Origin of the sequence: Rhizobium sp. 2YAF20 (assembly GCF_052114685.1) — a bacterium.
Classification (GTDB): domain Bacteria; phylum Pseudomonadota; class Alphaproteobacteria; order Rhizobiales; family Rhizobiaceae; genus Rhizobium.
On sequence record NZ_JBFRFF010000058.1, the window covers coordinates 1 to 26,689 of the forward strand.

Annotated in this window: 22 protein-coding genes and 2 pseudogenes; 12 read left to right on the forward strand and 12 right to left on the reverse strand. The window is 57.3% G+C overall.

From position 1 onward, the window contains the following. Window positions 1-248: 248 nt before the first annotated feature. Window positions 249-1,259 (reverse strand): ABC transporter substrate-binding protein, encoded by a 1,011-nt coding sequence (locus tag AB4Z52_RS33195; protein ID WP_442222103.1) that lies wholly within the window; start codon window positions 1,257-1,259, stop codon window positions 249-251. A 913-nt stretch (window positions 1,260-2,172) separates the two neighbouring features. Between AB4Z52_RS33195 and AB4Z52_RS33200 the strand changes: the two genes are divergently transcribed. Then, a complete protein-coding gene (locus tag AB4Z52_RS33200; RefSeq protein WP_442222104.1) occupies window positions 2,173-2,400 on the forward strand; it encodes a hypothetical protein in 228 nt (75 codons plus the stop codon). Window positions 2,401-2,907: 507 nt separating this feature from the next. Beyond that, window positions 2,908-3,123 (forward strand): annotated as a pseudogene (locus tag AB4Z52_RS33205) (cytochrome d ubiquinol oxidase subunit II); the annotation flags it as partial. Between the two features lie 129 nt (window positions 3,124-3,252). Here AB4Z52_RS33205 and AB4Z52_RS33210 read toward each other — a convergent pair. The 4 genes from AB4Z52_RS33210 to AB4Z52_RS33225 all read right to left on the reverse strand — a co-directional run bounded on the left by AB4Z52_RS33210 (window position 3,253) and on the right by AB4Z52_RS33225 (window position 7,291). Next, window positions 3,253-4,029 (reverse strand): molybdopterin-binding protein, encoded by a 777-nt coding sequence (locus tag AB4Z52_RS33210; RefSeq protein WP_442222105.1) that lies wholly within the window; start codon window positions 4,027-4,029, stop codon window positions 3,253-3,255. Further along, window positions 4,026-4,886 carry a cytochrome b/b6 domain-containing protein gene (locus tag AB4Z52_RS33215; RefSeq protein WP_442222106.1) on the reverse strand — a complete coding sequence of 287 codons (861 nt, stop codon included), beginning with the start codon at window positions 4,884-4,886 and terminating at the stop codon, window positions 4,026-4,028. The genes AB4Z52_RS33210 and AB4Z52_RS33215 overlap by 4 nt, the downstream gene beginning before the upstream one ends. A 136-nt stretch (window positions 4,887-5,022) precedes the next feature. Continuing rightward, complete coding sequence (locus AB4Z52_RS33220) at window positions 5,023-5,649, reverse strand: hypothetical protein (protein ID WP_442222107.1); 627 nt, start codon at window positions 5,647-5,649, stop codon at window positions 5,023-5,025. 748 nt (window positions 5,650-6,397) lie between these two features. Beyond that, on the reverse strand, window positions 6,398-7,291 hold the full coding sequence (locus tag AB4Z52_RS33225; protein WP_442222108.1) for a LysR substrate-binding domain-containing protein: 894 nt from the start codon (window positions 7,289-7,291) through the stop codon (window positions 6,398-6,400). A 119-nt stretch (window positions 7,292-7,410) separates the two neighbouring features. On the opposite strand from AB4Z52_RS33225, the gene AB4Z52_RS33230 reads away from it, so the two are divergent. The 4 genes from AB4Z52_RS33230 (at window position 7,411) to AB4Z52_RS33245 (ending at window position 10,826) form a co-directional block, all read left to right on the forward strand. Then, window positions 7,411-8,664 carry an aromatic ring-hydroxylating oxygenase subunit alpha gene (locus tag AB4Z52_RS33230; protein ID WP_442222109.1) on the forward strand — a complete coding sequence of 418 codons (1,254 nt, stop codon included), beginning with the start codon at window positions 7,411-7,413 and terminating at the stop codon, window positions 8,662-8,664. Next, window positions 8,654-9,742 (forward strand): FAD-binding oxidoreductase, encoded by a 1,089-nt coding sequence (locus tag AB4Z52_RS33235; RefSeq protein WP_442222110.1) that lies wholly within the window; start codon window positions 8,654-8,656, stop codon window positions 9,740-9,742. The genes AB4Z52_RS33230 and AB4Z52_RS33235 overlap by 11 nt, the downstream gene beginning before the upstream one ends. A gap of 203 nt (window positions 9,743-9,945) precedes the next feature. Then, the gene (locus AB4Z52_RS33240) at window positions 9,946-10,659 is read left to right on the forward strand and encodes a GntR family transcriptional regulator (RefSeq protein WP_442222111.1); all 714 of its coding nucleotides are present in this window, start codon (window positions 9,946-9,948) and stop codon (window positions 10,657-10,659) included. Continuing rightward, window positions 10,656-10,826, forward strand: coding sequence for a hypothetical protein (locus tag AB4Z52_RS33245; RefSeq protein WP_442222112.1), 171 nt, complete (start codon window positions 10,656-10,658; stop codon window positions 10,824-10,826). The genes AB4Z52_RS33240 and AB4Z52_RS33245 overlap by 4 nt, the downstream gene beginning before the upstream one ends. Window positions 10,827-11,084: 258 nt before the next feature. Here AB4Z52_RS33245 and AB4Z52_RS33250 read toward each other — a convergent pair. The 4 genes and pseudogenes from AB4Z52_RS33250 to AB4Z52_RS33265 form a co-directional block, all read right to left on the reverse strand. Continuing rightward, a pseudogene (locus AB4Z52_RS33250) lies at window positions 11,085-11,233 on the reverse strand (IS5/IS1182 family transposase); the annotation flags it as partial. A 67-nt stretch (window positions 11,234-11,300) separates the two neighbouring features. Continuing rightward, window positions 11,301-11,981, reverse strand: coding sequence for a peroxiredoxin-like family protein (locus AB4Z52_RS33255; protein ID WP_442222113.1), 681 nt, complete (start codon window positions 11,979-11,981; stop codon window positions 11,301-11,303). A gap of 241 nt (window positions 11,982-12,222) precedes the next feature. After that, a complete protein-coding gene (locus AB4Z52_RS33260) occupies window positions 12,223-15,498 on the reverse strand; it encodes an adenylate/guanylate cyclase domain-containing protein (protein WP_442222114.1) in 3,276 nt (1,091 codons plus the stop codon). A gap of 743 nt (window positions 15,499-16,241) precedes the next feature. Next, complete coding sequence (locus tag AB4Z52_RS33265; RefSeq protein WP_442222115.1) at window positions 16,242-17,426, reverse strand: helix-turn-helix domain-containing protein; 1,185 nt, start codon at window positions 17,424-17,426, stop codon at window positions 16,242-16,244. An 817-nt stretch (window positions 17,427-18,243) separates the two neighbouring features. Here AB4Z52_RS33265 and AB4Z52_RS33270 point away from each other — a divergent pair. From AB4Z52_RS33270 to AB4Z52_RS33295, 6 genes are read left to right on the forward strand one after another with little or no spacing between them, the layout of a single operon-like run. Next, window positions 18,244-19,257 (forward strand): UDP-glucuronic acid decarboxylase family protein, encoded by a 1,014-nt coding sequence (locus AB4Z52_RS33270; RefSeq protein ID WP_442222124.1) that lies wholly within the window; start codon window positions 18,244-18,246, stop codon window positions 19,255-19,257. Further along, complete coding sequence (galE, locus tag AB4Z52_RS33275; protein ID WP_442222116.1) at window positions 19,257-20,243, forward strand: UDP-glucose 4-epimerase GalE; 987 nt, start codon at window positions 19,257-19,259, stop codon at window positions 20,241-20,243. The genes AB4Z52_RS33270 and galE overlap by 1 nt, the downstream gene beginning before the upstream one ends. Beyond that, window positions 20,240-22,111 carry a glycosyltransferase family 2 protein gene (locus AB4Z52_RS33280; RefSeq protein ID WP_442222117.1) on the forward strand — a complete coding sequence of 624 codons (1,872 nt, stop codon included), beginning with the start codon at window positions 20,240-20,242 and terminating at the stop codon, window positions 22,109-22,111. Before galE ends, AB4Z52_RS33280 begins: the two co-directional genes overlap by 4 nt. Then, window positions 22,108-22,764 carry a DUF995 domain-containing protein gene (locus AB4Z52_RS33285; protein ID WP_442222118.1) on the forward strand — a complete coding sequence of 219 codons (657 nt, stop codon included), beginning with the start codon at window positions 22,108-22,110 and terminating at the stop codon, window positions 22,762-22,764. The genes AB4Z52_RS33280 and AB4Z52_RS33285 overlap by 4 nt, the downstream gene beginning before the upstream one ends. Then, the gene (locus tag AB4Z52_RS33290) at window positions 22,745-23,704 is read left to right on the forward strand and encodes a glycoside hydrolase family 26 protein (protein WP_442222119.1); all 960 of its coding nucleotides are present in this window, start codon (window positions 22,745-22,747) and stop codon (window positions 23,702-23,704) included. Before AB4Z52_RS33285 ends, AB4Z52_RS33290 begins: the two co-directional genes overlap by 20 nt. A 39-nt stretch (window positions 23,705-23,743) precedes the next feature. Continuing rightward, window positions 23,744-24,259 carry a DUF995 domain-containing protein gene (locus AB4Z52_RS33295; RefSeq protein ID WP_442222120.1) on the forward strand — a complete coding sequence of 172 codons (516 nt, stop codon included), beginning with the start codon at window positions 23,744-23,746 and terminating at the stop codon, window positions 24,257-24,259. A gap of 159 nt (window positions 24,260-24,418) precedes the next feature. On the opposite strand, the gene AB4Z52_RS33300 is transcribed toward AB4Z52_RS33295, so the two are convergent. The 3 genes from AB4Z52_RS33300 to AB4Z52_RS33310 all read right to left on the reverse strand — a co-directional run bounded on the left by AB4Z52_RS33300 (window position 24,419) and on the right by AB4Z52_RS33310 (window position 26,445). Next, window positions 24,419-24,745, reverse strand: coding sequence for a hypothetical protein (locus tag AB4Z52_RS33300; protein WP_442222121.1), 327 nt, complete (start codon window positions 24,743-24,745; stop codon window positions 24,419-24,421). A 268-nt stretch (window positions 24,746-25,013) separates the two neighbouring features. Further along, on the reverse strand, window positions 25,014-25,628 hold the full coding sequence (locus tag AB4Z52_RS33305; protein ID WP_442222122.1) for an IS5 family transposase: 615 nt from the start codon (window positions 25,626-25,628) through the stop codon (window positions 25,014-25,016). Further along, window positions 25,510-26,445: a reverse transcriptase domain-containing protein gene (locus tag AB4Z52_RS33310; RefSeq protein WP_442222123.1), complete on the reverse strand. Its 936-nt coding sequence runs from the start codon at window positions 26,443-26,445 to the stop codon at window positions 25,510-25,512. Before AB4Z52_RS33310 ends, AB4Z52_RS33305 begins: the two co-directional genes overlap by 119 nt. Window positions 26,446-26,689: the final 244 nt, after the last annotated feature.

Sequence of the window (26,689 nt, forward strand, 5' to 3'; positions counted from 1 at the left end):
AACTCGCCGCGTTCGACAGACATATTGAAATCGCGCAGACAGACATATTGAAATCGCGCAGAGCCGTCAGCGACTTGCCGGTGGGAGAAACGAAGCGGCGGCTGACGTTGATCAATTCGATCGCCGGAACCCGGCTTTGGTCTTGTTGCATGATGATAACCTGCTGCGTGCTTTGTGGTGGGCGTGCACGATGGCCCTGGAACAAACAATCCGCCTCCGGCCTGAGCCGGAAGCGGACCGGGGAGGAACTACTTTACGTTCTTCACGAATTCCGTCGTGTAGGTCTTCGACAGGTCGATCTGCTTGCCCTTGACGTTTTTCGAGAATTGCGAGAGCACGGCGAGAACAGTTTTCGGACCGTCTTCCGGCATCACGCCGTCTGGCGTGAACATGCCCTTTCCAGCGTCCAGCGCCTTGATGTAGCCTTCCTTGTCACCGACGTAGAAATCCTTGGGCATCTTTTCGGCAATTTCAGCGCCGGAGTGGGTGTTGATGAACTGCAGGGTCTTGACCAAGGCGTTGGCGAGTTTCTGCGCCTCTTCCTTATGCCCGTTGATCCAGGCGGTTTCCATATATAGGGACGCAGCCGGATAGGTTCCGCCGAGTGCCGCACGCGTTGTTTCGACGGTGCGCATGTCTACCAATATCCTTGCTTCATCGGTCTTCAGCAGGCGCGAGATCGTCGGTTCCGTGGTCATGCCGGCCTGGATTTGGTCCTGCTGCATGGCAGCGATGAAGGTGGCGCCCGCGCCCACCGGGATCGTGACGACATCGCCCGGCTGCAACCCGGCCTTGGAGGCCATATAAAGCGTCAGGAAATTGGTCGAGGAGCCGAGCCCCGTTACGCCGAGGCTCTTGCCCTTGAAGTCGGCCGTGGACTTGATCTCCGGATGCTTGGTCGAGACAAGCTCGACCTCGCCCGGAGCCTGGCTGAATTGGACCAGCGACTGGACGAACTTGCCTTTGGCCTGCAGATCGACGCAATGGTCGTAGAAGCCGACAACGCCTTGGACTGCGCCTGCAAGAAGCTGGTTCTCGGCGTCAACGCCGGCAGATTCGTTGAGAAGTTCGACGTCAAGGCCTTCTTCCTTGAAATAGCCAAGGGATTCAGCAAGCTTTGCAGGTAGATAAATCTGTTTCTCATAGCCGCCTACCATGATGGTGATCTTTTCGGCGGCATGCGCCGCTGCACCGAGCGAAGCTGCCGACACGACGAATGAAAGGGCTACGGTATGAAAAAGCGTGCGTGTGAAACGCATAAATATCTCCTCCTATGTGATAAGCATCGTTCTTATCGTTACACTGACGTGCATCCTCCACGATGCAAAACAAGGCTAACGCCTGCAACCTTTCATTCAGCTTTCAGTCAGCTTTCCGTCCAAATAAAACCGATTTTGCGCACGTAAGCACTGCAAATATTGCGCCGGCAAACAATCGCCGATGAATTTTCGCCTGTCCCAAAAAGAGAAAATCATTTAAAAATCATAAGCGTAGAAATTGCAATGCCAGGTCCGTTCATGACCGAGACGGCCAAGGAGAGTAAATTTCTGCAATGCTTGTGCGAGCTGTATATTGCCGGATTAACGTGGGGGTTTGTGGACGGATGTACCAATTTGGTGAATCGTTCCACCGCCGTACTTGGACGGCCGGGGCTCGCTGACCCCCCTGCCGCAAGGCATGGCGAGCCCCGCAAAAACTTCAAAGGGGACACCGGCGTCAATAAAAAAGACCCGCTGTTCTTGGTGCAGCGGGCCAATGTCTCCAGCAATTTGTCCAGGCGCGGGCACGACCGGACAACGTATTAAGACATTCTAATATTGCTGAGGTCAAGCCATAAAGTCGCCCAATTTTGGCCCGCAGCCCACAAATCCGTTGCCGGACGGAACTTTTGTTTTCATGCACTTCCGTAAGACAGTTGAGCAAAAGCCTGAAGGCGCCGGTGCCCATGCACCTCACCGGCGCTATCGTGCTCCTCGTAGAGCTCGCCGATAGCTGGCGATGTCGGGGACAAGATGTCCTCAATCGCGCTGCGGGAAGACCCGAAACGCAATCGAGGTCGAATTTCATCAAAAGAAAAACTTCCTAGATCGGCGCTAGAAACAACTGCTTACGCACGCTTCTGCAAAATGAACTGAGACGGTGCCGCTACATAGGCAGACAATGGAGATTTCGATGAAAGTCTGGGCCATGCTTTCGACTATCGCACTTTTCACGGTTCTGATGCAAAACGCGGCGGACGCCAACGGCAACGTCGGTGTTCGCCAAATTGTGGCGCCATCCAAAGAGCGCGGTGTCAATCTCGACGTGACAGTTTGGTACCCGGCACAGGCGGGTGGCGAGGCAGTTCTGCTCGGTGACAGCGCACTTTTCGTTGGAACGCCGGCTATGCGCGACGCCTAAACCTGGCGCCGCCAACATTTTTGCATCCCCGGGGATTGGTGAACCGCTTTGCGACGATGGCAGCGGACGATCACGCAGTGAGATTCATGCGCAATTGATCGAGATGACAGCTGCAGCTTTCAGTCGTGCGCTGAAGACTTATGCGTGGACCCAGCCTGACGGAATGATCGGCGGTATGGACGTACACCTGCGTTAACGCACAACTGCGCAGAGATCCCCTCGCTTCAAGGTCGATGGCCGCGTTTTCGCGGGCTCAAGCTGGAATTGCTTCACGCCGTTCTCGCTGCTGACCAGCGTTGCGCTCGTGTTCGGCTATTCTCGGCGCCGGCTGGCTAGTGATTAAGACGGAAGGCGATCTTCAGGGCGACATGCGTCGACGTGGTCTGTGGTGTCTCGCGGGTGTTGTTCTGGCTGTCCGCATCGTTAACCTTTGGACGCCCTTCATGAGCAGCGACATTGCCGCGACCGGTTCGCGTGGCCGAACATCGTCTTCCTCGCGCCCGTTTCGTGCTGGCGTTAGTCTTTGCCTTTCTCGCCTTTTTCGGCACCTCCGAAATTTTGCCGTTCGCAGCCTCGGCGGGCCTGTTCCTGATGTCCTATGGCGGTATCGTCGTCAGCCTTTTTCCGATGATCGTTGCGCATCGCTATACGCTCTGGGAGGCCGCATCATCGCCGAACGCGCAGGCGTTCCTGCTGGTTGAGACGTTGACGCAGCTGCCGATAATCCTGGTTCTAGCGGCTGGTCTTACTGGGTCTTCCGCAGCAAGGTTCGCAGCGACATCGGATTCACTAGGACATATCACAGGCCAAAAAGTCTGCGGCATGGTGCACCAACCAATGCCTCGGATACCCTTAAATCCCTGCATACCATTCATAACCGCGATCTTCCCAGAAGCCGCCCTTGCCGCCCCAGAGATCGCCAAACCTGTCGCGGACCTCTATGCGCATCACATATTTGGCATGCTTGTAGCCGAGGTGACGCTCGACGCGCAGGCGAAGCGGCGCTCCATGGGCGACATCGAGGTCCTTGCCGTTCATCGAATAGGCAAGGATGCTCTGCGGGTGAAATGCATCGATCAGGTCGATGCTTTCATAATAGCGGCCGCTGCCGTCGAGCGTCTGCTCCAGTTCGTCGGCACAATAGAACACGACGTAGCGCGCGCCTGGCTTGATGCCGGCGGTCTGCAGAATAAGGCCGAGCGGCACGCCCGTCCATTTGCCAATGGCGCTCCAGCCTTCAACGCAGTCGTGGCGGGTGATTTGCGTGCGCGCCGGCAATTTCTTGAGATCGGCGAGTGAAAATTCCATCGACTGATTGACCATGCCGTCAACCTTTAGCCGCCAGTCGGCGAAGCCGTTTTCGGTCAGTTTGGCATAATCTTCGCTATCTGGCTGGCTGGTGCCGTTCGATCTGAAAGCCGGCGAGATGTCCTTTTCGTTGAATTCACGGGCAAGCGTCTGCGGCGAGACCAACAGGCGCTGGCTTCCCATCGTCAGGTGCTCCGCCATCGCCAACACCTTCTGTACGTCCTGGTTCTGGACGATATCGTCGCAACCGGTCAGGCCTATCGCACCGAGGGTGGCTACCGATCCTATCAGAAAGCGACGACGGTTAAATATCTGGCTCATATCTCAGACCTCTCCGTGCGGATCGCGTAGCGGCCGGTCACCATGGAACGGATATTGTTCCAGAGACCGGAGAGCACGACCATGACGACATGGATGACGACGAACAGGACGATAGACCAGGCGGTGATGAAGTGGATGCCACGCGCAGACTGCCGGCCGCCGAAGATATCCAGAAGGAACGGATAGCCGGCATCGATACCAGGCGACATGGTAAGGCCGGTCGCCAGCATCAGCGGCAACAGAACGAAGATGACGACGATATAGGTCAGCTTCTGCAGCACATTGTAGTGCCTTGCCGCCTCCCCTTTCGGAAAACGCAGCCCTGCGTGCTCCTTGATCTCATGCCAGATCGTGCGCGGCTTCACTTCCTCAGCGGTGGGCGCCAGATCTCGGCGAAAATGACCGGCGAGGAAGCCATAGAGCAGGTAAAGCAGACCGTTGACGACGAAAAGCCAGGCAAAAAAGAAGTGCCAGCGCCGACCCGTCGCCAGGTCCTGATAGCCTGGGATCGTCGCCCACGCAGGAAAGGCGCGCGCCGTCAGCTGGTCATTCTCCGTCGAGGCGCCGAGCAGGCCGGTGGTCGGTATCGTCAAGCTGCCGATGCGCAGTGCACCGCGGATGCTGTCGCCGTCTTCGAACGAGCCGATCTGCAGCCACGAAGGATCGGCATCGGCGCCGTACTGGCCCCAATAGAGCGAGGGGTGCGCGTTGAAGATTTGCATGCCGCTCATCAGCAATATGGTCAGACAGAGCACGTTCAGCCAATGCGTCAGGCGCGTGACGATCGAATGACGGCGTATATAGATCTTGCCCGGCAATGCAGGTGGCAAGGCACCGCTTTCGTCGATGGCTGTCATGAACCGCTCCTGTTTCGATTGCCATTTTAGACCGGGCAGCAGCATACCACGCCAACGGCCAAATTGCCGATATAAGCCGGCGTCGCTCACTCACGGTGAGACAAGCAACGCCCTTGCATTCCCGATTGCCGAGCGATCACATCGGCGGAACAAGACCGTTGGTGCCGACCAGTACGCGATCGGAAGACACCGCCGCCGCGTCACCGGTGCTGTCGCCGCTGATAAACACGGCGGCCCCAGGCTTGAGGTCGTCCTTTGTTGCCGCTCCCAGAGTGACAACCGGCGTACCGTCCGGAATTGAAATCTTCTTCTCGCCACCCTTATAGGTAAGCGTCAGCGTCGGACCGCTGACCGCTGTAACCACATTGGCGACGGTCGCGTTTGTCATCGAACTGTTCGGTTTCGCGTCCCAAGGCCGGTCACCTTCGCCGGTCCCCTTCATCGCTGCCGGGAACACCACGACCTCGATGGCGCCGTTGACGCCGCTATCGGTTGGCTGAGAGGCTATACCGACGAAATCGCCGGGCTTGATCTCGGCGGCCGACGCCTTAATGACGCCGGTAACCGCCCAACCGGACTTCAACGTCACGGTTACAGCCTTGCCGTCACGGTTCTTGACCTTGAGAACGTCGCCGTCGAGGCTCTCGACGGTCCCACGCACCCGGGTCCGTTCTGCGGCTTGTGCACCCTGAATGACGGCGAGCACCATCATAGTCCCGGCAGCAAGCGCCAAGGCGCCCTTCGTCAAATGATTGCGGTACATTTCATAACTCCCTGATTGGCCGAGCGGCCGTCGCAGTCTTTGAGGACGGCCTCGACTGCGATGACGCAACCCTATCGGCCGCCATCTGACGCTGCCAATCAATCAACAATCAAACAATAGTGAGTTGGGCGCAGCGAGGCCAAAACATCAGCACACGCGACCGAGAAAGGTTGCGCCAGACATTCGGCCCACCCCATCCGCTGTGCGCCGAGGCGGGGATGCCGACGCTTGGCAGGCCAAGTGTATTTCATCACAGCAAACTACTATAAATGGTATTTGCTTTATGCAAGCTGCACTTAATTTTACAACTCGCCGCACGCGGATGACCCCCCAAGCACGGCGATTCGGCGCATCGGTAATATTCTACACGACCCCGGCGAGGCGGTCCCGGTGTGGGGTCGTCCACGAACGGAGGATCAGAGCAAACGGTCGCAGCTTCCCTCCAGTTCCCCAACTTGCCTTCAACTCGTCGACCGCGGTTGCCATTCTCCATCCTCCGGTTCAAACAACCAGAAGGTAGTTCTCACGGCACCCCAAATCCTGCGGCATTTGCTTATGTGAGGAGGGTCGGCACGGAACTGCGGTGAGGGTAACATTTTTCGCACTCCGTCGATTGGTGCGGCATTGGTGGTGTGACCTCGACTGCGCGACGCGGCATGTCGCCTTACTCGCCGAGATTACGCCGATGCATCTCATCGGACCGATGGATCTGTCCGGATGCAAGCTAACGCCGTCAATTTTCGTGACGCTATTGTTGAAGAGCTTGCATCAGCCAGCCGGCGGTGAAGTCCGCAATCCTGGAACGCTTTGTGTTTAAGGGCACCAAAATATTATGTCTGCCTTCTGCCTGGAGCCTGAAGTCGCCAAGTTTGACGAGACTGCCGTCTGCAAGAAAGGTTTTGATGAGAGTGTCCCAACCCAGCGCGACGCCCTGCCCGGCTCTGGCTGCAGTTATTGCCTCGGTATAGTGGCTAAATCGAAGCATCGATCGCAATTTGCCCGGTTTCCAGCCGAGGCGGGCGAACCAGTCGTCCCATCCGTACCAGCTCTTATCCGGAACGTCGGATTCGATAAGCTCATAGTCGCCGTCCGGAAAATCTCGGGCGAGATGGGAAGCGGCATATTGTGGAGAACACACCGGAAAAATTCTGTCGTCACAGGATGCCAAGACGGTTCCGTCATTGAATGGAGGCGATCCGTATCGGATAGCGATGTCTACGATTCCATTGGTGAGATCGATCTTGCTGTCTTGTGAGATCACCCTGATCTGGATCTTCGGATCGAGTTGGCGCAGTTCAGCTATCTTGGGGAGAAGCCAAAAGGACGAGAACGCAATTGTGGCACCGATCGTGACGACGTCGGTCGCGGTCGCCCGCATCGCGTCAACGCTGTCGGCAATAGTGGAAAAGCTGTCCGCGAGCGCCGCACCAAGGAGGAGACACGCTGGCGTTGGCTCGATGGATCGATGGCCACGATGGAAGAGCGATTTGCCGAAATCTTCTTCGAGAAGGGCGATCTGGCGGCTCACGGCGGCTTGGGTGACGCCAAGTTCCTTGGCGGCTGTGGTGAAGCTACGGTGTCTTATGGTCGCTTCCAGTGCAACAAGTGCGGTTAGCGAAGGCAGTCTTTTGCGCAGTTGCATTGTTGAACCTCAGAGTGGGACTTCACATAACATTTAGTTATGCTTGTCGCAATAATTTCTATGGTTGAAGAGCCTCGGCTTTGAACTCATTCTTGTGCATCGTCCCATAAGGAGAGGTCATGCTAAACAAGTTTCCGTCTTCGATCTCTTCGCTCCTCGATTCTCGAGCCGAGGGCTATTCGCTGCCAGCCGGCCTCTACACGCGCGATGACGTGTTTGAGGCGGATCTTGACGTGTTCTTCCGCAAGCACTGGATCTATGTCGGCCTTGAATGCGATGTTCCCGAAGCTGGAGATGCCACGGTCCTCGATATCGGCACGACAAGTCTGATCCTCCTTAGGGACGACGACGAGCATATTCGGGTCTTGCACAACGTCTGTCGGCATCGGGGTACTCGGCTCCTTGATAGTGGATCGACTGTCATCTCGAAGCTTGTCTGTCCGTACCATCAGTGGACTTACGAATTGTCGGGCGAGCTCGTGCACGCGCCGCACATGGGGATGGATTTCGACAAGTCCTGCAGAAATTTGAAGGGCGTTAGTTTCAAGTCTATCGGGGGGCTAATTTATGTCTGCCTGTCCGACACTCCGCCGGATGATGTCGTCGCTCTCGAGCAGGTGATGGAAGAGCGCCTTGCCCCCTATGACATTCGCAATGCGAAGGTCGCCCACCAGACCGATGTCATCGAAGATGGCAACTGGAAGCTCACAATGGAGAACAATCGCGAGTGCTATCACTGCGCGGCCAATCATCCGGAGCTCTGCGTCTCCTTCATCGACCTCGATTTCGGCTTCGATCCCGCAACGCTCAACGAAGAGGACCGTGCTGAAGCAGAGGAGCATCAGCGCCTTTACGCCGAGCGTACGCAGGCGTGGGAGGCGGAAGGCCATCCTTCGGGAGTTGTTGAGCAGGTGTGCGGCCACGCCACAAACTTTCGAACGCAGCGTCTTATCATTGCGGGCGCAGGCGAATCCCAGACGCCGGACGCGACAGCCGCTTCCGCGAAGCTTCTTGGCAAGATGACGCGCAAGGATCTCGGCGACACGCACCTCTGGGGCCACAACTGCTGGAGCCACTTCATGGGCGACCATGCAGTCACGGCGATGGTTATTCCGCTCTCTGCAAACCGCACTCTGGTGCGCACGAAATGGCTCGTTCACAAGGACGCGGTCGCGGGCATCGACTATGACCTCAACAAGCTGACTGAGGTCTGGACTGCAACGACCGACCAGGACGCAGCGTTGGTTGCGCGTTCCCAGTCCGGCGTCGAGGACCCGGCCTATGATCCAGGTCCATATTCGCGCTTCACCGAGGGGCAATTGGACAATTTCGCGACCTGGTACACCGAGCGGATGCGCGCCCATGGATACTAGAACCATGGATTCGGTCGTCTCGCCAAGCAATCGGACATACTGGAATCCTGATGTCGACAGCGACCTCCTGTGCGTCGACGTCCACCAGGAAACACACGACGTGAAGACCTTCACCTTCGTCTCAGACGAAGGAAAGCATATCGCATTTTCTGCCGGCCAGTATTTCGCCTTCGACATAGAGACCCGCGATGAGCTGGAAACACGTTGCTATAGCGTCTCATCATCGCCGCTGCGCACGAACGCGATATCCATAACAGTCAAGCGCGTTCCAGGCGGCACGGTGTCCAGCTGGCTTCACGATAACCTGGCTCCAGGCGCGCGGATGCGGGCAAGCGGGCCACTCGGCCGGTTCATCCGGCCAGCCGTCGCCAATCAGAAATACCTGTTCCTGAGCGGCGGATCAGGCATCACCCCTGTCATGTCCATGGCGCGTGAACTTGGCGATGCCGCGTTGCCGGTCGATGTGATCTTCCTGCATGCGGGCCGCACACCGAAGGACCTCGTCTTCCGCGAAGAATTGTCAAACTTGGCTACGCGGCTCAAGGGATTTCGCCTCTACTTCCTTCCGGAGGATCTCAGTGGAGAGAAGTCATGGTCGGGATTGAGTGGAAGGATTTCACGCGAGTTGTTCCAACTGATCGCGCCTGATCTGTCGCAGCGGGTCGTCATGTGCTGCGGCCCGGCACCCTTTATGGCGGCTGCCCGGAAGATTTCAGCCGAACTCGGCGTTCCCGTCGAAAACTACATCGAAGAAAGCTTCGACGCGGCAGTGATTGACGACGCGACGCTTCCACTGATCGAGGTGGTGAGGAACGAAACCTTCAATGTTGAATTCTCGAAGCAAGGTCGCACGATCGAAGTGGGGGCCGATCAGACGGTGCTTTCCTCTGCCAAAAAAGCTGGAGTGAAGATGCCGTCTTCGTGTTCGAGCGGTCTGTGCGGTACCTGCAAGTCGAAGCTGGCCAGCGGCATGGTGGACATGAAGCACAGTGGCGGCATACGCCAGCGCGAGATAGATTCGGGCTTCTTCTTGCCGTGCTGTTCGAAACCGCTTAGCGATCTGGTGATTGAACGCTAGCCTCGACATTGAGTGCTTGCTTCCGGCTTTCCCAAATTACTCGACAATACGTGCCCAACCTCGGCACCGCGCCAATCCTGGCAGCTACCGAATTCCGCTTCCCGCTGCCCATGACCCGCGGCTAAAGTAGATTGTATTGTCTCAGTGTAATTATTGGCCGCCAAATTCGTCGTCGCGGCTCGAAGCGGACTTGGAGATTCTCGGTGAAGAGCAGCAAGAACAGCCTATACGACGACCTGAAGCGTCAAATCCTGACAATGGAACTCGATCCCGACGAGGATCTGGATGAGGTCTCCATCAGTGAGCGTTACGCCCTTTCGCGCACGCCAGTCAGGGACATTTTTCGTCGCCTCGCCGGCGAGGGATATATCGATATCCGCGAGAACAGAGGCGCTCGGGTTATTCCGATGAACCATTCGACTCTCCGAAATTTCTTCCTGGTCGCGCCGATGATTTACGCGGCTATCGGGCGCTTGGCGGTCCAAAACTTCAAGCCGAAGCAGCTCGTGGAGCTCAAGAACACCCAGGAGCTTTTTCGCGTTGCAAGCGAGACGGCGGATCCGGTGTCGATGGTTGTGAAGAACAATCGCTTTCACGAGATTATGGGGGAGATGTCTGGAAACGTTTACCTCCAGCCGAGCCTGGGTCGACTGCTGATCGATCACGCCCGCATTGGCCACACCTTCTTCCGTCCGCGCAACGATGACATGAAGACCCGGTTGAGGCTCGCCGTCGAACACCACGACAGCTTCATCGCCTCCATCGCGGCACATGACGAAAAAGCGGTCGTGAATCTCGTCTTCGAGCACTGGGAGCTGTCGCGCGAGAACATGGAAATATTCGTCGCACCCGACGGATTGAAAGCTGACGCGCTCGTCGACGGACCTGCCTCCGCGTCGCTGGAGAAACAATCGTGAAATTCCAAAGTATTCATCCGCAGGCGGTTGCGGCCTATGCGCCTGACGGCTCTATCGACAAGAAGGCCTATGCCGACATTCTCGAAGCCTTGATCGAAGCGAAGGTCGACGTTCTGGGCACTGCGCTTAGTCGACGACGGCACGGCATGACCATTCCCTGCTCATAAGGAAGCCGACGAAATTCATGACCACATTTTACAAGCAGAAACTTATGCCTGTCGCGCGTCAGCTGGTTCAGCTGGGTACAGCTTTGAAAAATGACCCTGCCCTAAACCAGCACTGCTATCTGTTATAATATAGTCATCGAGCGAGAGAACGTGGCCACGATCGGCACCGATGGTGATCCGCCATGCCCCGAAGTTCATCAACAACTTCAAAGGACTAGATCAGGTGACCACGGGGTCATCCATTAGCGCCGATCCACACCCGCTATGCACAATCCAAAGCGCTGCTTCCATGAGCATGCGGCTGTCGCGGAACCTGACGAACCGCGGCTGCACTCGTCACCAATGATGTGCTGCGATGTCCGCTCCCACCGTTCGTCCCGACGGATCAGACGATCCAAAACATCCATGACGGCCTCCAAAAGACAGTCTTGAATCTGATTTTCTGAACCTTGGAAACCCAAAAGCCCACACCTCCTAGGCGGCCATGTTGGACGCGGCCGACATCAAATCTTGCGCTGCAGGCACGCCGAACATCTGCCGACCGTCGTCGGCAACCTCTGTGAAGCACCACCTGACGACGCCATCGCGATCGAGCAGGAATTCGCCGACGAGCTGGCCGTAGCCGGTGGCAATCATCTGCCGGTCGTCCTCGGTGATTTCGTAGCCGTCGGCCTTGTCGAGATACTCGCTCGCGGCCATCACGCCCATCGGCCCGGGAAGCTCCTTCGGCATGTCAATTTTCATCGACGCCATCATATCCATTCCCACCTTGTGCGGCCAGGCGGTTTCAGATTCGGTGAATTCAAGATTCGGCAGTCCGAATGCCCTGTGCGAGATCCGCTCCGGATCGGATGCGGCCAGCAGGTTTGGCAACGGATGATAGCGGAAATACAGCCGTGCGCGCTCGATCGGCGTGTTGACAACAGTCAGGCTGTCAACGCCTATCTGCTGCAGGTCGCTGGCAAGGCTCGCCATGGACGCGATCTGGCGCCGGCAAAACGGGCAATGAAGCCCGCGAAACAGGCCGACCAGCACAGGCCTCTGCCCGCGAAACTCGTCGATGGAGACCTTCCCCTGGCGGGTGATTGCGTCAAGTACAACGTTGGGCGCGCGATCGCCCAGCTGCAGGGGCCTATCAGTGAAGCTGTCCGGCATGTCATCCTCCTTGTCCGAGCGCCGCCGTTCAAATAATCTTGGAAACGGCGCTCCAGCTCTTCTAGTCGAGGCGATATCATTCGCCGCGGGTGATGCCGCCCGAACCCAAGGGGTCCCCAACGGCGGTCCTGAGCATGATGTCGAGCTCGAAGCGGTTTTCGCACGTCACCATGCACTATTTCTTTCCCTCCAGATCCGACGAGGATTTCGGGATCCATTCGACCCCAGGGTTCCTCCAGGTCTAGTCGAGAAACGGCAACACGACCAACGCGCCCGGGTCGAGCTGATGCCGGCTGCATACGTCCTGCGCCAGGGCAAAATACCGCTCGGCCTCGGCCATGTCGTCGTGTTCGAGATTCAATGTCGCCAGGCCATCATAGCATGGAAACAACAGTTGCGGTTCGCCAATTTCACGAGCCAGTTCAAGAGCTTCCTCGTAATACCTACGGGCTAGATCCGGCCGGCCGTGGCATTGGTGGATTTGCCCAAGAACGATCAGCGGCACTGCGAGATGGTCGCGCTGATCAAGAGCGCGGTCGATCTCGATCGCTTTTTCAGCCGCAGGGATGCCCTCCCTGGCACAATTATCGGTAAAGGTGCAGCTGGCAACGGCAAGATTGGCAAAGAGGCGGGCCTGGAAGCCGAGGTCGCCGATGCGCATGGCGACCTCCAATCCGCGCCGGCACACGGCGATCGCCTGCTTGGGGTCCACGATCGTGTAGAGCACTCCGAGATTGGAATAGGCACGGCAGGCGGCGCTTAGCAGACCGGCACCCTCTGCAACCGCAAGGCTCTCCTCGACGGCGGCCACGGCGTCGCGATGACGGCCAAGCCTGGCCAGCGCCACGCCTTTGGTGTTCAGCGCCTCGGCACCGGCCCGTGCTGCCTCGAGGCCAACGGGGCTTGATGCCTCTGCGGATACAGCGCCGAGGCAAATCAAGGCCTCGTCCGCCCACTGCGCTGCAACTGCCTGATCGCCCATGCGGAAAGCGAGGTGGCCGCGTTCCTGCAGCAGATGCGCGCGCTCGATCGGCTCGTCGGTGCCTTCGAGCAGACCGGAAGCCTCGGCGAACAAGGCATCCGCCAGATCGCGTCGACCTGTGTCGAGGTTGAGACGTCCAAGCTTGCGCAAGATCCGGGCGGCTGCGGCACGCTCGCCGGCAGCACGATGGGCCGCCAGCGCAAGGCCGTAGTGATCACGGGCAGCATCGCGTTCGCCGTTGGGGCCGCAGAGATCGGCCAGCCGCTCGTCGAGCGCCACCTGTTCGGGCATCCTCTCAGGTTGCTCGGGGAAGGCGGCGAGCGCCTGGCGATAGAGTCGCATCGCATCGTCGTTCGCATAGATCTTGCCGGCCAGATCGCCCGCCGCCATCAGATACCCGGCGCCCTTGCGCGTTTGGGCTGCCTGGCAGAAATGATGGCCGAGCTGCGCCAGGTCTTCGAGCCGGTCCGGCGCGCCGCCGTTGAGACGCTCCAGGCTGGTGCCGATGCGACCGTGCAGCTCCTTGCGGCGTTCGCGCAAAAGGTTGTGATAGACGACATCGTGCAGCAGCGTCTGCGTGAAGCGGTAGGCCGGCTGCGATTGCGTCGATGCCTCGGCAACCTCGTCGATAATCTCGGCTTGGCAAAGGAAATCGAGCCTGGTGTCGAGCGATGCCGGGTCCGCCGCGATGGCGCCGAGGAGCGCCTTGTCGAAGCGCGGGCCGATCGCCGACGCCTCCTGCGCCAGCCGCCGCACTGAAGGCGGCAAGCGGTCCACGCGGGTCAGCAGCATCGCCTGCAGGCTCATTGGGATTTCGTTGCCGATATCGGGTGCTGTCGCGTTCCAGCCTTGGCCGTCGAACCTCAAGGCTTCAGTTTCGATCAATCCGCGGACGATTTCCTCGATGAACAGCGGGTTACCGCCAGCCCGCTCGAGAATCCGCTTGCGCGTTCCAGCCGGGATGCCGTCCACCCCATGGAAGAAGGCCGACAGCAGGCTTTCGCCATCCCGATGGCGCAAGGGGGCAAGGCGCAGGAATGTCAGGCTGGTGCGGTTCGATTCAAGCCCGTCGCTCTCAAGCGTCGGCCGACAGGTCGTCAGCATCATCAGTCGGCTGCGTTCCAGCCGATCGAGCATGAAGCGCAACGCCACCAGCGATGCGGTGTCGGCCCAATGCATGTCCTCCAAGATCAGCAGCAGCGGGCTGCGGGACAGGCGCCGCTCGAAAATCGTCCTTGTCGCATAGAGGATCTGTCGCCGCAGCTGTTCAGGCTCGACATGCTTCAGCGCGCCGCTCGGATCGCCGAAGCCGAACACGTGGAGGAACAGCGGCGTCAGCCGGGCGACATCTTCCATGCCGAAGCCGAGTTCGCCGAGACCGGCCGCAAGAAGCTCTTCGGTTCTCGCCACCGTGTCCCGTTCAGCAATGCCATATGCGCTGCGCAGCACAGCCGCCAACGCGCCATAGGATTGTTCGCCAAGGGGGGAGCAGATCGCGCGCCGCACCACGACTGCCTGAAAGCGCTCGTCCAGCGCCGCCGCATCGACAAAGTCCTCGACAAGCCGCGATTTGCCGATCCCGGCCTCACCGATCAGGCGGACGAGCTGTGCGCTGCCGTTGCAGGCAAGGTCGAGGCAGCCGAGCATCCGCGCGAGCTCCGCGTCCCGCCCGATCATCGGCGCCTGGAGGCCGAAGCTTTCAAGGCCGCGTGCCGTATTCGGTGCCTCCAGGGGCGCAAGCAGGCGGTGTACGAGCACATTGCCGCTCTTGCCCCGCAGGACCTGAGACCCTAGGCTTTCGAATGCGAAGCCATGACGAGTGAGGCGGTGTGTCAGGGGGCCGACGAGGATTTCATCCGGGCCTGCCATGGACTGCAGTCGCTGGGCCGTGTTCACCGTATCGCCCGTCACGGAATAGGAACGGGCGTTGGCGGCGCCGAAACCTCCGGTCACCACAGGCCCGGTGTTGATCCCCACATGCAGGCGCAACGGTACGCCGGCGCGCGACTGCCAGCGGTCCCCGACGCGTTCCGCCCGCACGATCATGTCGAGCCCGGCGCGCAGCGCCCGTTCCGGGTCGTCTTCATGCGCAGCCGGCGCCCCGAACAGGGCAAGCAACGCATCGCCGACGAACTTGTCGACGAAGCCGCCGTAGCTTTCGACCGCCTTGGTCAGTTCATCGAAGAGTTCGTTCTGCAGAGCACGCATGACCTCGGGGTCGATCCTCTCGCTCAGCGTGGTGAAACCGCAGAGATCCGCAAAGAGAACGGTGAGCGGGCGCCGGTCGGCTTCCGTCTCGGACGCCGCCACCCGTTGCGGGGGTACGACTGACAGGTTGGGGGGTGCGACGTCGACAGGAAGCACGGATGGTGTGCGCACGCCACCGGCAATGGCATTGCCACATTTCGGGCAGAAGGCGAAGTCCGGCAGGCAGGTTTGGCCACAGCTGGCGCAAGAGATCGGCTGCCTTGCGCCGCACTTCGGGCAGAACGCAAAGCCGCTCTCAATCGCAAAACCGCAAGCGGAGCAGTCCATTAAAGCCAATCTCCCGAAGACCCACCGAGCGCCCACCCAATTCGTCAGCGCCCCCGAAAGGCCTACGTCTATGTTGAGAATGAACCTCCCGTGTCGGGCTGGCAAGAATTAGACGCGGTATTGTGTCTTGCCATGCCCGCAACTAGGTCATGTGGATCCTTCGGATTCCTAAAGCTGAGCAAATCAGAGCCTTATGTGGACGCCTGCTATGGCAAGGCCTTTTATCGGGATTGTTTGATCGGTTGCTTTCATAGGACGGGCCTGTTTGTGCGGTGTGAAACTTGACCGCTGGCCCTGATGGAAATCCCCTGGTGAGGTCCTGATCAATGTGGCGCGTTATTGAAGCGCATTGAATGAGACGGGGCAGCCTTACCATGGGCGCGATCGTTACACGTCATCGACTGCCGCGCCAATTCGGGTTGTGTTGGATTGTACCCGCTGGACAAGGACCTCTATGCCCAGCGCCACCGAATCGAATGCTGTTTCTCCAAGCTCAAGCAGGTTCACTGGCTCGCCACAGGCTTTGAGAAAACGCCCAAAAACGAGCCGTTGTTGTCACATCAGCCTCTATTTTCGTGACCAAGCTTCTCAACGAACGGCTAAGCCAATCCGTCTGCGCAATATCCTGCCCTGCGATCCCATGCATCCTTGCTCAGCACCCAAGATGGGCGAGCATCGCTCGTTGAGGATCAATCTGCCAAACTAGTGCCAATGACAATGCATGTTCCAGGGTGCTGATTGCGTCAATGGTGAAGTCCCTTCAGCCAATCGTCGAAGGAATGAGCACTCTCTACCAATGACGGTGGCGGGACGGCCTGCGCGAAACGGAGTGGGACGGCCACGTTTCGCGCCTCGCGAGGACTATAACCAAACTCCTTGCTAAACGCCCGGCTAAAGTGGGCGGCGGAGGTGAACCCGACGGCAGCGGCGATCTCGACGATATGCTGCCGATTGGCAGAGTTGCTAAGTGCGGCATGAGCAGCCAGAAGGCGACGCCTCTGTATGTAGTGATGTACTCCGCCATTCGGTTCGAACACCTGGTAGAGCCGCGTACGCGAAATGCCGAGTTCCCGGCACATTGTATCCGTTGTCAGATCGGGTGAGCTCAAATTACGCTGGACAAAGCGCCGTACACGTTCCATCAACGCCAGAGAACCCAGTTGCTCCACCGGGCCAAAATATTCTGCCGAGGATGAAACACACGTCAAAATCATGTCGCGTGTAGTTTGCACCACGTGTGGAAGATCCCCCGCCGTCAAGCTCGACAGTTTTGCCTCGATACTGTCGAGGTATTCGATCAGTAATTTTGTTTGGGTTCCAGAAAGCACGACATCGCTTTTGATCTCGGCAGAGGCTGTAACGTCTGAAAACAATTCACGAGGCAAATAAAACGAGAGGCTCTCGGACTGCGTCGAGCGACCTCTAAAGGGGTGCCCCAAAGACCTCAATTCGACCTTCCCGGGTTCGCTCTGCGAAACGTCCCCATCCACCTCTGTCCATGTCCGGCCGGTACGCAAGACCACGACATGCCAGTGGTCGATCGAGTTTGACCTCAACTTAGCCGCCGAGCGCATATAACTGTGCGGCGGGACGTTTTGCTGAACGACCAGCATGTTGCCAAGATTCCAAGCTGTATGATCGGCCGGGAATCCTGCCTCGGGCAACGAGCTATCCGGCAGTGCAATCTCGATCAGGGGCGCAAGGTAGCCCTGCCAGGCGGCGAACTGATCTACCGGTGCAAGATCGCGCGTCGAAAACCGCAATGGTTCCAAGGCAGGCGGCGCTACCCCTCCTTCAGGTGCAATTTCAGTCTGCCGCGGCCAACGGCGTCGTTCAATCTGCGGCGGCGCGGCTCCATCGCGCTTTGCGTCTTCTTGCTTTTCGATAGCAAAAGGCAGCGCCGGTTCTTTTTGTCGAGAGTTAGACATTTGTCCTCCCAAGATTGCACCACTAGACCGCTGGATAGTCTTCGTGAATTCCTCGCCTTGCCGTATGAACCAGGACATTAACAAAGGATCCGCCTCAAAAGCTGTCCGCCAGCCAATGCTTCCTCGAGACGAAATGGTTTCGACGTAGAATCGAAATCGCCAGCAACACAGAGTGGTCTTTCCCTTCCTCCTATGAAGCGACGATACCGACCCGCTCAACGGGTAGCGCTGCATTGCAAGACACGCCACGCCGGTGATTTGCAAGTGACGTGGCTCCAAGCAAACCCAGCTATGCAATGTCGTCGACCTAAAGCCTGATCATCTGTGGCAGGCCAAGCTTGGAACGACTATGGGCTCGCATTTGGCGACAGTAAACCCCGCTAGGAACTTAGTCGCAACAACAACATCCTGACCTCTACAGGGGAAGAACCTAATCACCAGTGGTGACGCTATAGGAGCCCTCGACAGGGGCGCGACCGTTGGTCCTATCCTGACATAACTCGTTACGGGCCGTTGGCCTCTTACAATGTGTCTCTTGGTGGCCTGACCGTTCCACATGCCCCACGACGTGTTTGCAATCGGTACAGTATGCCGCGCCCATCATTCTTAGAGATATGGACGCTATGGCAAGTATTTGGATGCGCAGCTAACGACAATTCATACGCGCCAATGTAGATAAGAGAAACAATCCATATACAGAACAACAACCCCTTCGAATGAAGCGTGCTGCAAATAGCATTTCTTCATCGGCGAAGCATCGCAACAGTTATGGGTGATAAAAATGAAACGCATTCGTCCCATGAATAACAACAACAACATCGACACACTCTTCGGTGACGTTCGTGTACTTCCCTCGAAGCAACAGGGGCGGCATATTCTAGTGACTGGGGGCGCAGGTTTCGTCGGGTCGCATCTTTGTGAGAACCTCCTGAAGGCAGGCCACAAGGTTATCTGCCTCGATAATTTCTCAACCGGCCTCGAACGAAATATCCGTCATCTGCGGAACTTCGAACGCTTTAGTGTCCTAAAGCACGATGTTGTTGATCCAATCGATATTGAAGTCGATGAAATCTACAATCTTGCATGCCCAGCATCCCCTCCTCACTATCAGGCCGATCCTGTGCACACTATGAAGACGTGCGTTTTCGGCGCGCTCAATCTGCTGGAGTTGGCGACCCGCACCGGTGCGCGAATTTTCCAAGCCTCGACCTCCGAAATATATGGAGATCCGCTGGTTCATCCACAGGTCGAAAACTATTGGGGGAATGTCAATTCGTTTGGCCCTCGATCATGCTACGATGAGGGCAAGCGCAGCGCTGAAACGCTCTTCTTTGATTTTCACAAGCAGCACGACGTCGAAATCAAGATCGCGCGCATCTTCAACACCTATGGGCCGCATATGCGCCCCGACGATGGCCGGGTCGTCTCGAACTTCATCGTGCAGGCGCTGAAGGGACAGGATATCACCATTTATGGCGATGGTTCGCAGACGCGATCGTTTTGTTTCGTAAGCGATCTGATTGACGGCGTGCGGAGGCTTATGGCAACGCAGCCGTGTTTCAGCGGCCCTGTTAACCTCGGCAATCCCGTCGAGTTCACCATCGGCCAACTCGCAGAACTGGTCATATCGCTCACCGGTTCGCGTTCAAAGACCATTCAAAAGCCCTTACCCACGGACGATCCGCGCCAACGCCGCCCGGATATATCGCTTGCAAAACGTGAACTCGGATGGCAGCCGACGGTGCCGCTAGTCGTTGGTTTGGAAAAGACAATATCTTACTTCGACCGTCTCCTCGCCGAAGAAGCTCATGAACTTGCGGAGATTGCGTGATGTCGTCGCCAAGAGTTCTTGTGACAGGCGGTGCTGGCTACATTGGCAGCCATACCGCCAAACTTCTCCACGCGAACGGCATAGAGCCGATTGTTTTTGACAATCTGTCGACTGGAAATCGCTCTTCGGTGCGATGGGGGGAATTTGTCCATGGCGACATCCTGGATACGTGCGGCCTGGCGCGGATCCTGACGCAATTCAAGCCTGACGCGGTCTTGCATTTTGCCGCATCGGCCTATGTGGGTGAATCCGTCGTGGATCCTGCAAAATATTATCGCAACAATGTCGTCGGGACGCTCTCGCTGGTCGATGCCTGCCGCCAGGCAAACGTCGACAAGCTCATCTTTTCATCGAGTTGCGCAACCTATGGCATTCCTGAATCTCTTCCCATTACCGAGGCAACACCGCAGCAGCCGATCAATCCCTATGGCAGGACAAAGCTGGTTGCCGAGCAGATTGTCAAAGATTACGCAGCCGCCTATCTTCTGAAATATGTCGCGCTTCGATACTTCAACGCTTGCGGCGCCGATCCAGAAGGGGAACTGGGCGAGTGGCATGATCCAGAAACCCATCTCATTCCAAGGGCGCTGCTGGCGGCTGGAGGAAAAATTCCCCATCTCGCCGTCTATGGTGACGATTATCCAACTGAAGATGGAACCTGTATCCGCGACTATATCCATGTAGCGGATCTCGCACGAGCGCATGTGCTGGCGCTTGAACATCTGATCAATGGCGGCCCAAATCTTTGTGTCAATCTTGGAACTGGCCGTGGCTCGTCGATTGGCGAGATCCTCCAGATCATCAACAGCATTACGAAGGGCAAAGTGCCGGTTGAGTGGCATCCAAGACGCGCCGGCGATCCGCCCGCTCTTTATGCCGATCCCACATTTGCGCGTCGCGTTCTCGGGTTTTCGGCCGAATATTCCGATCTGGAGACAATCATCCGCACAGCGGCTCCTTTCTTTGGTTTGGAGCAGCGGACATGACGAACGCACACAAAGGTGGCGCAGCGGTGACCGCACCGTTCCTCGTCCCGGTCCTCACAGGCTATCGCAGAATAGAATATTTGGTCGGCGCAGCCATCTGGCTAGCATTTCTTGTCTATTTCTGGGCCTGGTGGTTGCAGTCGGAGCATTATATCAGCCTTGGGGGCTTTGCTCTGGTTACCGCCATCTTGGCGTGGGTAACCCTTCTGCCAGCTTACTTCGTCATCCTATTCTATCGTGCGCTAAAGCCCGCCGCCTCGCTTGAATTGGCCACCGGTTGCCGTGTCGCCATGGTTGTAACCAAAGCGCCTTCCGAGCCGTTTTCGATCGTGGCTGTGACGCTGAAAGCTATGCTTGCACAGGAGTTTCCGCACGACACATGGCTGGCCGACGAAGATCCTACCCCCCAAACATTGGACTGGTGCAGACAGCACAAAGTCTTCGTTTCGACGCGAAAGAACGCACCGGACTATCACCGCGCCAACTGGCCGCGGCGTACGCGTTGTAAGGAGGGCAATCTTGCCTTCTTCTACGACCATTTCGGCTACGATCGCTATGATTTTGTCGTACAGCTCGACGCAGACCATGTCCCCGTGCCCGGCTATCTCGTCGAAATGTTGCGTCCGTTTGCCGATCCCGGTGTTGGTTATGTATCGGCACCAAGCATCTGCGACCAAAATGCTTCGCAGAGTTGGTCTGCGCGCGGACGGCTTTACGCGGAAGCGAGTATGCACGGTGCACTGCAGGCGGCCTACAATAACGGTCTCGCACCGCTTTGCATCGGATCGCACTATGCAGTGCGCACCGTCGCCCTTCGGGAAATCGGAGGACTTGGACCTGAACTGGCCGAAGATCATTCGACAACATTGATAATGAATGCCCACGGCTGGCGCGGCGTCCATGCGCTTGAGGCAATTGCATACGGCGATGGTCCTCGCACATTTGCAGATCTAGTCACGCAAGAGTTCCAATGGTCGCGCAGCCTTGTCATGCTGCTCCTGCGCTATTCACCAATCTATGTTCCGCGCTTGCCGTTGAGACTGAAGTTCCAATTTCTGTTTTCGCAGATGTGGTACCCGCTATTTTCCGTGTTCATGGCTCTCATGTTTGCAATGCCAATTGTCGCACTTGTGTGTAAGGAGAACTTTGTCGCCGTAACCTATCCAGATTTTCTTGCTCATTTCGCCCCGCTTTCCCTCACTTTGATGCTGATGGCCTATCGCTGGCGTTCGACGGGCACATTTCGTCCGTTCGATGCGAAAATTCTAAGCTGGGAAGCGATGCTTTTCCTCTTCGCACGCTGGCCATGGGCCCTGGCTGGTGCGATTGCCGCTACGCGCGACTGGATCACTGGCTCTCGTGTTGAGTTTCGTATTACCCCCAAAGGGGCAGCGGATGTCGATCCACTGCCTTTGCGGGTTCTTGCGCCCTACGGGCTTTTGTCCGTCGCTTCGGTATTGCCGGTTCTATTTGCTCATGACGTTGGCGAGACACGGGGCTTCTATATCTTTGCGACCATCAACGCGGCACTCTACACGCTTTTATTGCTGACGATCGTCATTCAACACGCTCGTGAGAATGTCGTCAGGTTCGAATCGAGAACCTATCGTCCAGCCTTGATCACAAGCTTGCTTGTTCTGATCGCCCTTCCCGGGTTGGCGACCGTCGAGCGCGGAAGCGAAGGGCTTCAGTCGCTTGCTTGGGGTGCTGGTCGATTGCAACTCTATGAGACGACATACGCAGCAGCCGGTGCCGGACTTGGACGTGGCGATCTCCGTAAATCCACCTTCAACCCGCGGTGGATCCCGGCTGCACAAGACAACATTCTGTCACTGAACGAAGGGCTCAAGGAGACCGAGACAAGATGAACAGAACAACAAATAGAACACCCTTATTTTTGGGGACAGAGGTGACAACGCCGTCATCTAAGGTCAAACGCAGGAAGGCCGGCACGGCCGGGTCGTTTCGCCGGTTTCTCATCATTTCGTGTTGCCTGTCCGTGGCAGGCATTGCCCATGCAGATGAAATTGCCGCCCCGTCGCCGCAAGCGCGGCCAATGACCGCCGTGGAACTTTATATGCTTTACCGCGACAAGTCCTGGGCGTGGTCCGAGGGCGCGGGACGGTTTGACGACTTGTCGCGCCGTTTCACGGCCAGGACCGGTACAGGTAGCACCGCTGCGTCAGCTCAGGGACGATGGATCGTCACCGATGATGGTCGCATGTGCATTGATGCCCAATGGCACATGGCCTCCGGCGTTCACGCCAACATAACTTGCTTCGATCACAGGCTGGAGCGCGGAACTATCTATCAACGCAAAGAGCCAACCGGAGCTTGGTACATCTTCAAGCATGCCGTGTCTGCGCAAAAAGACGAGTTCGCAAAGCTCACAACACAAAATCTCGTCTCATCGGACCTGGCGACCGCCAGCGCCCAGATCAAGGACCAGAAGCAACCCGCCGGCCACACGTTGCCGACATTGCTGGTGAAAGGAAACGACAATGACCGACAACCGAATTAGGACAGCAATTGCTGTCTCATTTGCAACCCTGGCACTCACAGGCTCAGTCTTGGCCGCGAGCACGCCCCGCGGCGTTCCATCCAATGCCGTGCCTCAATCGGCCCAAGCAACCGACAAGCGCCCGATCGTCGGCCCGGATTCTGTGGTTTTTGGTGCCTATGATCCCCATAGTGACTTTAACAACGACCCGAACTCGAAGATCGAACACCTATTCCTGCCGTGGGAAGACGTTGATCTTTCATCCCTAGCTGTTGCCGACGAATACGCGCTCAAACGTGGGCGCAAGCTTCTCATCACGGTGGAACCATGGTCGTGGGCAGTGGGGTGGCGGATGACATCTGCCGCACTTCTCCAGGGCATCCTGGCCGGCAGCTACGACAACAACATGGCCACTGTTTGCTCGCAGGCCGCCAAGCTCAAGAGTTCGGTGACCATTCGCTGGGCTCAGGAGATGGACGAGACCGACAACCAGTTCACATGGTCACACTGGAAACCCGGCGATTACGTTGCCGCATATCGGCGTATGGTCAAAGTATGCCGCGAGCACAACGCGACGGCCAGCTATATGTGGTCGCCGAAAGGCAATCCCGGACTGGCCGCGTTCTATCCCGGAAACGACGTCGTCGATATGATCGGGCTTTCTGTATTCGGCCTCCAACAATACGATAAGGATAAATTTGGAGGCGAAAGGACATTTTCCCAGGCGCTTGCGCCCGGATATCGGCAAGCCGAGGTGTTCGGAAAGCCAATTGTTGTGGCCGAGCTTGGTTATGACGGTGATGCGGCTTACGTTCATAACTGGGCTGAAAATGCCGCAAAAAAATATTCGGAATTTCCCAAACTGACGGCTGTTATCTATTTTAACGACAAGGAGGTCTATCCCTGGCCGCGTCCTTACGGGCTGCCCAACTGGAGAGTGGTCAGCAAACTCATCAATTAGGCAAACAGCACCAAACCACCGGCCTTAGGAGAAACGAGAATGGCTAAATTTCGCGCGCTGCTGCTTCTGGGTGCGATTGTCGCCGCTGCAAGCAGTATTTCATTCGGCGCCGACGCCGCGCAGAGCAAAACAACGAAGCCTCCCGCGGATTCGCGTCCGCTAACCAACGAGGAACTATTCAAACTTTATAACAATCGTTCCTGGATCTGGAAGGATGGTGCCGGATACTTCGCGGTGAGGCAACGCCAGTTTAGCGCCTGGACGGGAGAGAAGAAGGGGTCGTATGGGCTCGGTCGCTGGTTTCTAACCGACCCTGGAAAGTTGTGCTTCAAAGCAATATGGTATGCAGAGACGGGCAAAGCCTCGGCATTGACTTGCTTTAGTCATCGCCAAAAAGGCAATGTTATTTTCCAAAAGCGAGAACCAGACGGCGATTGGTATCCGTTCAAAACGATGCCGGCAAGACGAGGCGATGAATATCGCAACGTCCGGCCTGGAGACTACGTTACCGCGCGATTTAATCGCATGCGCACGAAGCTATCGCAAAGCCAATAGGCGGGCTTTGCGCAAATTGCTCAACGCATCAATTTGACGAACTTATATCCGTGGCAGGTCGGATAGCCATTGTGGTTCGGGCCCGCGCGCAATCTGGCTTCGGCTCAATGAATTGTGCTGTTTCCTTGTCGCGCCGGCCCGAGCAAAATACGAAAAGAGCTATCTCGCAAAACAAGTTGAGGTACGTCCAAATCCGCTTGGCGAGCAAACATAGGGCGCCCGGCCGAGATAAGATGCTGTTACCGGTGTCTCAGGATTGACGGCATTGCCTTTAGCCAGTTTCTTTGATGTCGTTTCTGGCTTCAGCAGCGAATGCGAATATCCGTCCGCCGCCTTTGCCGGCGTCGCGGTACTTGAGCAAATAACCACGACCATGGCAGCCGCCAGTGTTGCGACCGCTGAACTTAATGCAGACGCTGTTTTATGTTTAACTTGGCGGACCTCGCCCACATGGAAGCAAGTCCTCGTTCCATTTCTACTAAACATCTCTCGGCACTCCTTGGGACTGATATATCGTGTGTAAGCCACAAGATATGACGGGACATTTAAAAGAATGGCTACAATCACATCCGTGTGGAGTATTTATAGATGAAGAATGAAAACTGCTAGGTCCGTCACGGGGCCCCAGTAGCGGCCGGAATACTTCACTTTCGATTGTTAGTTATCGTTGGAAGTTGATATTCTTCCAGCCTTAAGCCTCGATTTTCCACAGAATAAGCTCGCTTTGGAGCGGCCCCAGCTAGGACTGTTTAAATCAAAGCCAGAAGATGACGGCTGCTGCGATGCATATGCTTGAGAAGAAGGTGTGGGCACAGCGATCATATCGGGTGTGAATTCTGCGCCAGTCCTTGAGCTTGCCAAACATGTTTTCGATCTCGTGGCGCTTTTTGTAGAGCGCCGGATCATGCGGGATGGCCACCTTGCGGTTTGCCCGTGACGGAATGCAGGCAGATATCTTGCGCTCCGCCAGGGGGTTCCGAAACCAGTCTGCATCATAGCCCTTGTCGGCCAGCAACGTCTTGGCCTTGGGAAAGGCGTGGAGCATCTTCGTGGCTCCTTTGCAATCGCTCATCTGCCCCTCGCTCAAGAGCAGGATCAGTGACCGCCCGTGATCATCGCATGCAGCATGCAGCTTGGAGTTCAACCCGCCTTTGGTGCGTCCGATACGATGCGTGAGATTTTCATGCAGATTTTGACATATGATGTGAGAATTGGTCGTCGACAGACTGTTTTTGCAATGAGCGATCCATCTACAATGACCTACGGGCGAGAGCAATGATGGCTTTGGCAGCATTTTCAACGACATCGCGGACCACGCAAGCCAATCGCGAACGTTTCGTAGTTGCACTTTCGCGGTAGGGACGCCCATTACTGGGCGCCCGCCGCTCAGATCCGAGCGAGCCCGATTCGAGCACTCGGCTCCTACCTTGGGTGGCTGACGGCGAAGCGTCACTGGGCCACGGGTGAAGGATGCGCGGTTTGGGGAGCCAGTCGTCAGTCAGCTTCGTCATGCGGGCCCAGGTGAAACCGTCTCGCCGGCTGCGCCGCCGAAGCGTCCGCCGCCAGAGGTCGGTCACATGGTGCCGGAACGCCGAGAGCTTTCGGCCATTCGTCGGGACCGCATAATAGGCGAAATGACCTGTCACGACCTGCCTCAGCCACTTCCCCTGTTCGGGGATGGGCCAATGCATCCGCCGCCGCAACTCCGCCTTGATGTCCTTGAGCTTCGCCCGCATGCGGTCGCTTCGGGTCTTCCGCTGAAGCTGGAAGCGCCCTTTGCGTGTTTTCCCGCAGATGAACGTGAACCCCAGGAAGGTGAAGGTCTCCGGTTTGCCGAGCCCGCGCTTCTTGCGATCGACCGCCGCGAAGCGGCCGAACTCAATCAGGCGGGTCTTGTCCGGATGGAGTGACAGCGCAAACTCCTCAAGCCTCGCGCGCATCGCATCGAGGAAGCGACGAGCATCCTCCTCGCGCTCGAAACCAACGACCACATCATCGGCATAGCGCACGATGATCATATCGCCGGTGGCCTCACGCTGTTGCCAGCGCTGGGCCACACCCCCTTGCGGGGTACCGCAATCGCGCTCTATCCTTTGTCCATCCTGTTCCAAGGGCGCCGTCAGCCATCTTTCGATATAGAGCAACGCCCATTTGCACTTCACATGCTTGTGGACGGCCTTGAGCAAGAGTTCGTGCGATATGTTGTCAAAGGAAGACCCGACACACTACCCACCACCGAGACCTTCCTGACACTGTTATGATAACGCGCAAGAAGCATGCGTTCGAAGGATTGCAGCTGATTGTGATCGGTGGTCTGACGCGTAGAGGGGTCTCGCTGCTTCTCGTTGTTCTGCCGGATGGTAGCCGCTCTCTCGTACCCGTTGCATGGACGGACTGGATGGCAGACAGCGCCGCCACGGTTTCATCATC

Excerpts from the sequence above, each read along its gene's own strand:
- AB4Z52_RS33230 (WP_442222109.1), top strand. The coding sequence starts at position 7,411 with ATGCTAAACAAGTTTCCGTCTTCGATCTCTTCGCTCCTCGATTCTCGA.
- AB4Z52_RS33280 (WP_442222117.1), top strand. The coding sequence starts at position 20,240 with ATGACGAACGCACACAAAGGTGGCGCAGCGGTGACCGCACCGTTCCTC.
- AB4Z52_RS33255 (WP_442222113.1), bottom strand. The coding sequence starts at position 11,981 with ATGCCGGACAGCTTCACTGATAGGCCCCTGCAGCTGGGCGATCGCGCG.
- AB4Z52_RS33295 (WP_442222120.1), top strand. The coding sequence starts at position 23,744 with ATGGCTAAATTTCGCGCGCTGCTGCTTCTGGGTGCGATTGTCGCCGCT.
- AB4Z52_RS33215 (WP_442222106.1), bottom strand. The coding sequence starts at position 4,886 with ATGACAGCCATCGACGAAAGCGGTGCCTTGCCACCTGCATTGCCGGGC.
- AB4Z52_RS33225 (WP_442222108.1), bottom strand. The coding sequence starts at position 7,291 with ATGCAACTGCGCAAAAGACTGCCTTCGCTAACCGCACTTGTTGCACTG.
- AB4Z52_RS33265 (WP_442222115.1), bottom strand. The coding sequence starts at position 17,426 with ATGTCTAACTCTCGACAAAAAGAACCGGCGCTGCCTTTTGCTATCGAA.
- AB4Z52_RS33260 (WP_442222114.1), bottom strand. The coding sequence starts at position 15,498 with ATGGACTGCTCCGCTTGCGGTTTTGCGATTGAGAGCGGCTTTGCGTTC.
- AB4Z52_RS33200 (WP_442222104.1), top strand. The coding sequence starts at position 2,173 with ATGAAAGTCTGGGCCATGCTTTCGACTATCGCACTTTTCACGGTTCTG.
- AB4Z52_RS33210 (WP_442222105.1), bottom strand. The coding sequence starts at position 4,029 with ATGAGCCAGATATTTAACCGTCGTCGCTTTCTGATAGGATCGGTAGCC.
- AB4Z52_RS33305 (WP_442222122.1), bottom strand. The coding sequence starts at position 25,628 with ATGGGCGTCCCTACCGCGAAAGTGCAACTACGAAACGTTCGCGATTGG.
- AB4Z52_RS33220 (WP_442222107.1), bottom strand. The coding sequence starts at position 5,649 with ATGTACCGCAATCATTTGACGAAGGGCGCCTTGGCGCTTGCTGCCGGG.
- AB4Z52_RS33235 (WP_442222110.1), top strand. The coding sequence starts at position 8,654 with ATGGATACTAGAACCATGGATTCGGTCGTCTCGCCAAGCAATCGGACA.
- AB4Z52_RS33195 (WP_442222103.1), bottom strand. The coding sequence starts at position 1,259 with ATGCGTTTCACACGCACGCTTTTTCATACCGTAGCCCTTTCATTCGTC.
- AB4Z52_RS33300 (WP_442222121.1), bottom strand. The coding sequence starts at position 24,745 with ATGTTTAGTAGAAATGGAACGAGGACTTGCTTCCATGTGGGCGAGGTC.
- galE (WP_442222116.1), top strand. The coding sequence starts at position 19,257 with ATGTCGTCGCCAAGAGTTCTTGTGACAGGCGGTGCTGGCTACATTGGC.
- AB4Z52_RS33290 (WP_442222119.1), top strand. The coding sequence starts at position 22,745 with ATGACCGACAACCGAATTAGGACAGCAATTGCTGTCTCATTTGCAACC.
- AB4Z52_RS33285 (WP_442222118.1), top strand. The coding sequence starts at position 22,108 with ATGAACAGAACAACAAATAGAACACCCTTATTTTTGGGGACAGAGGTG.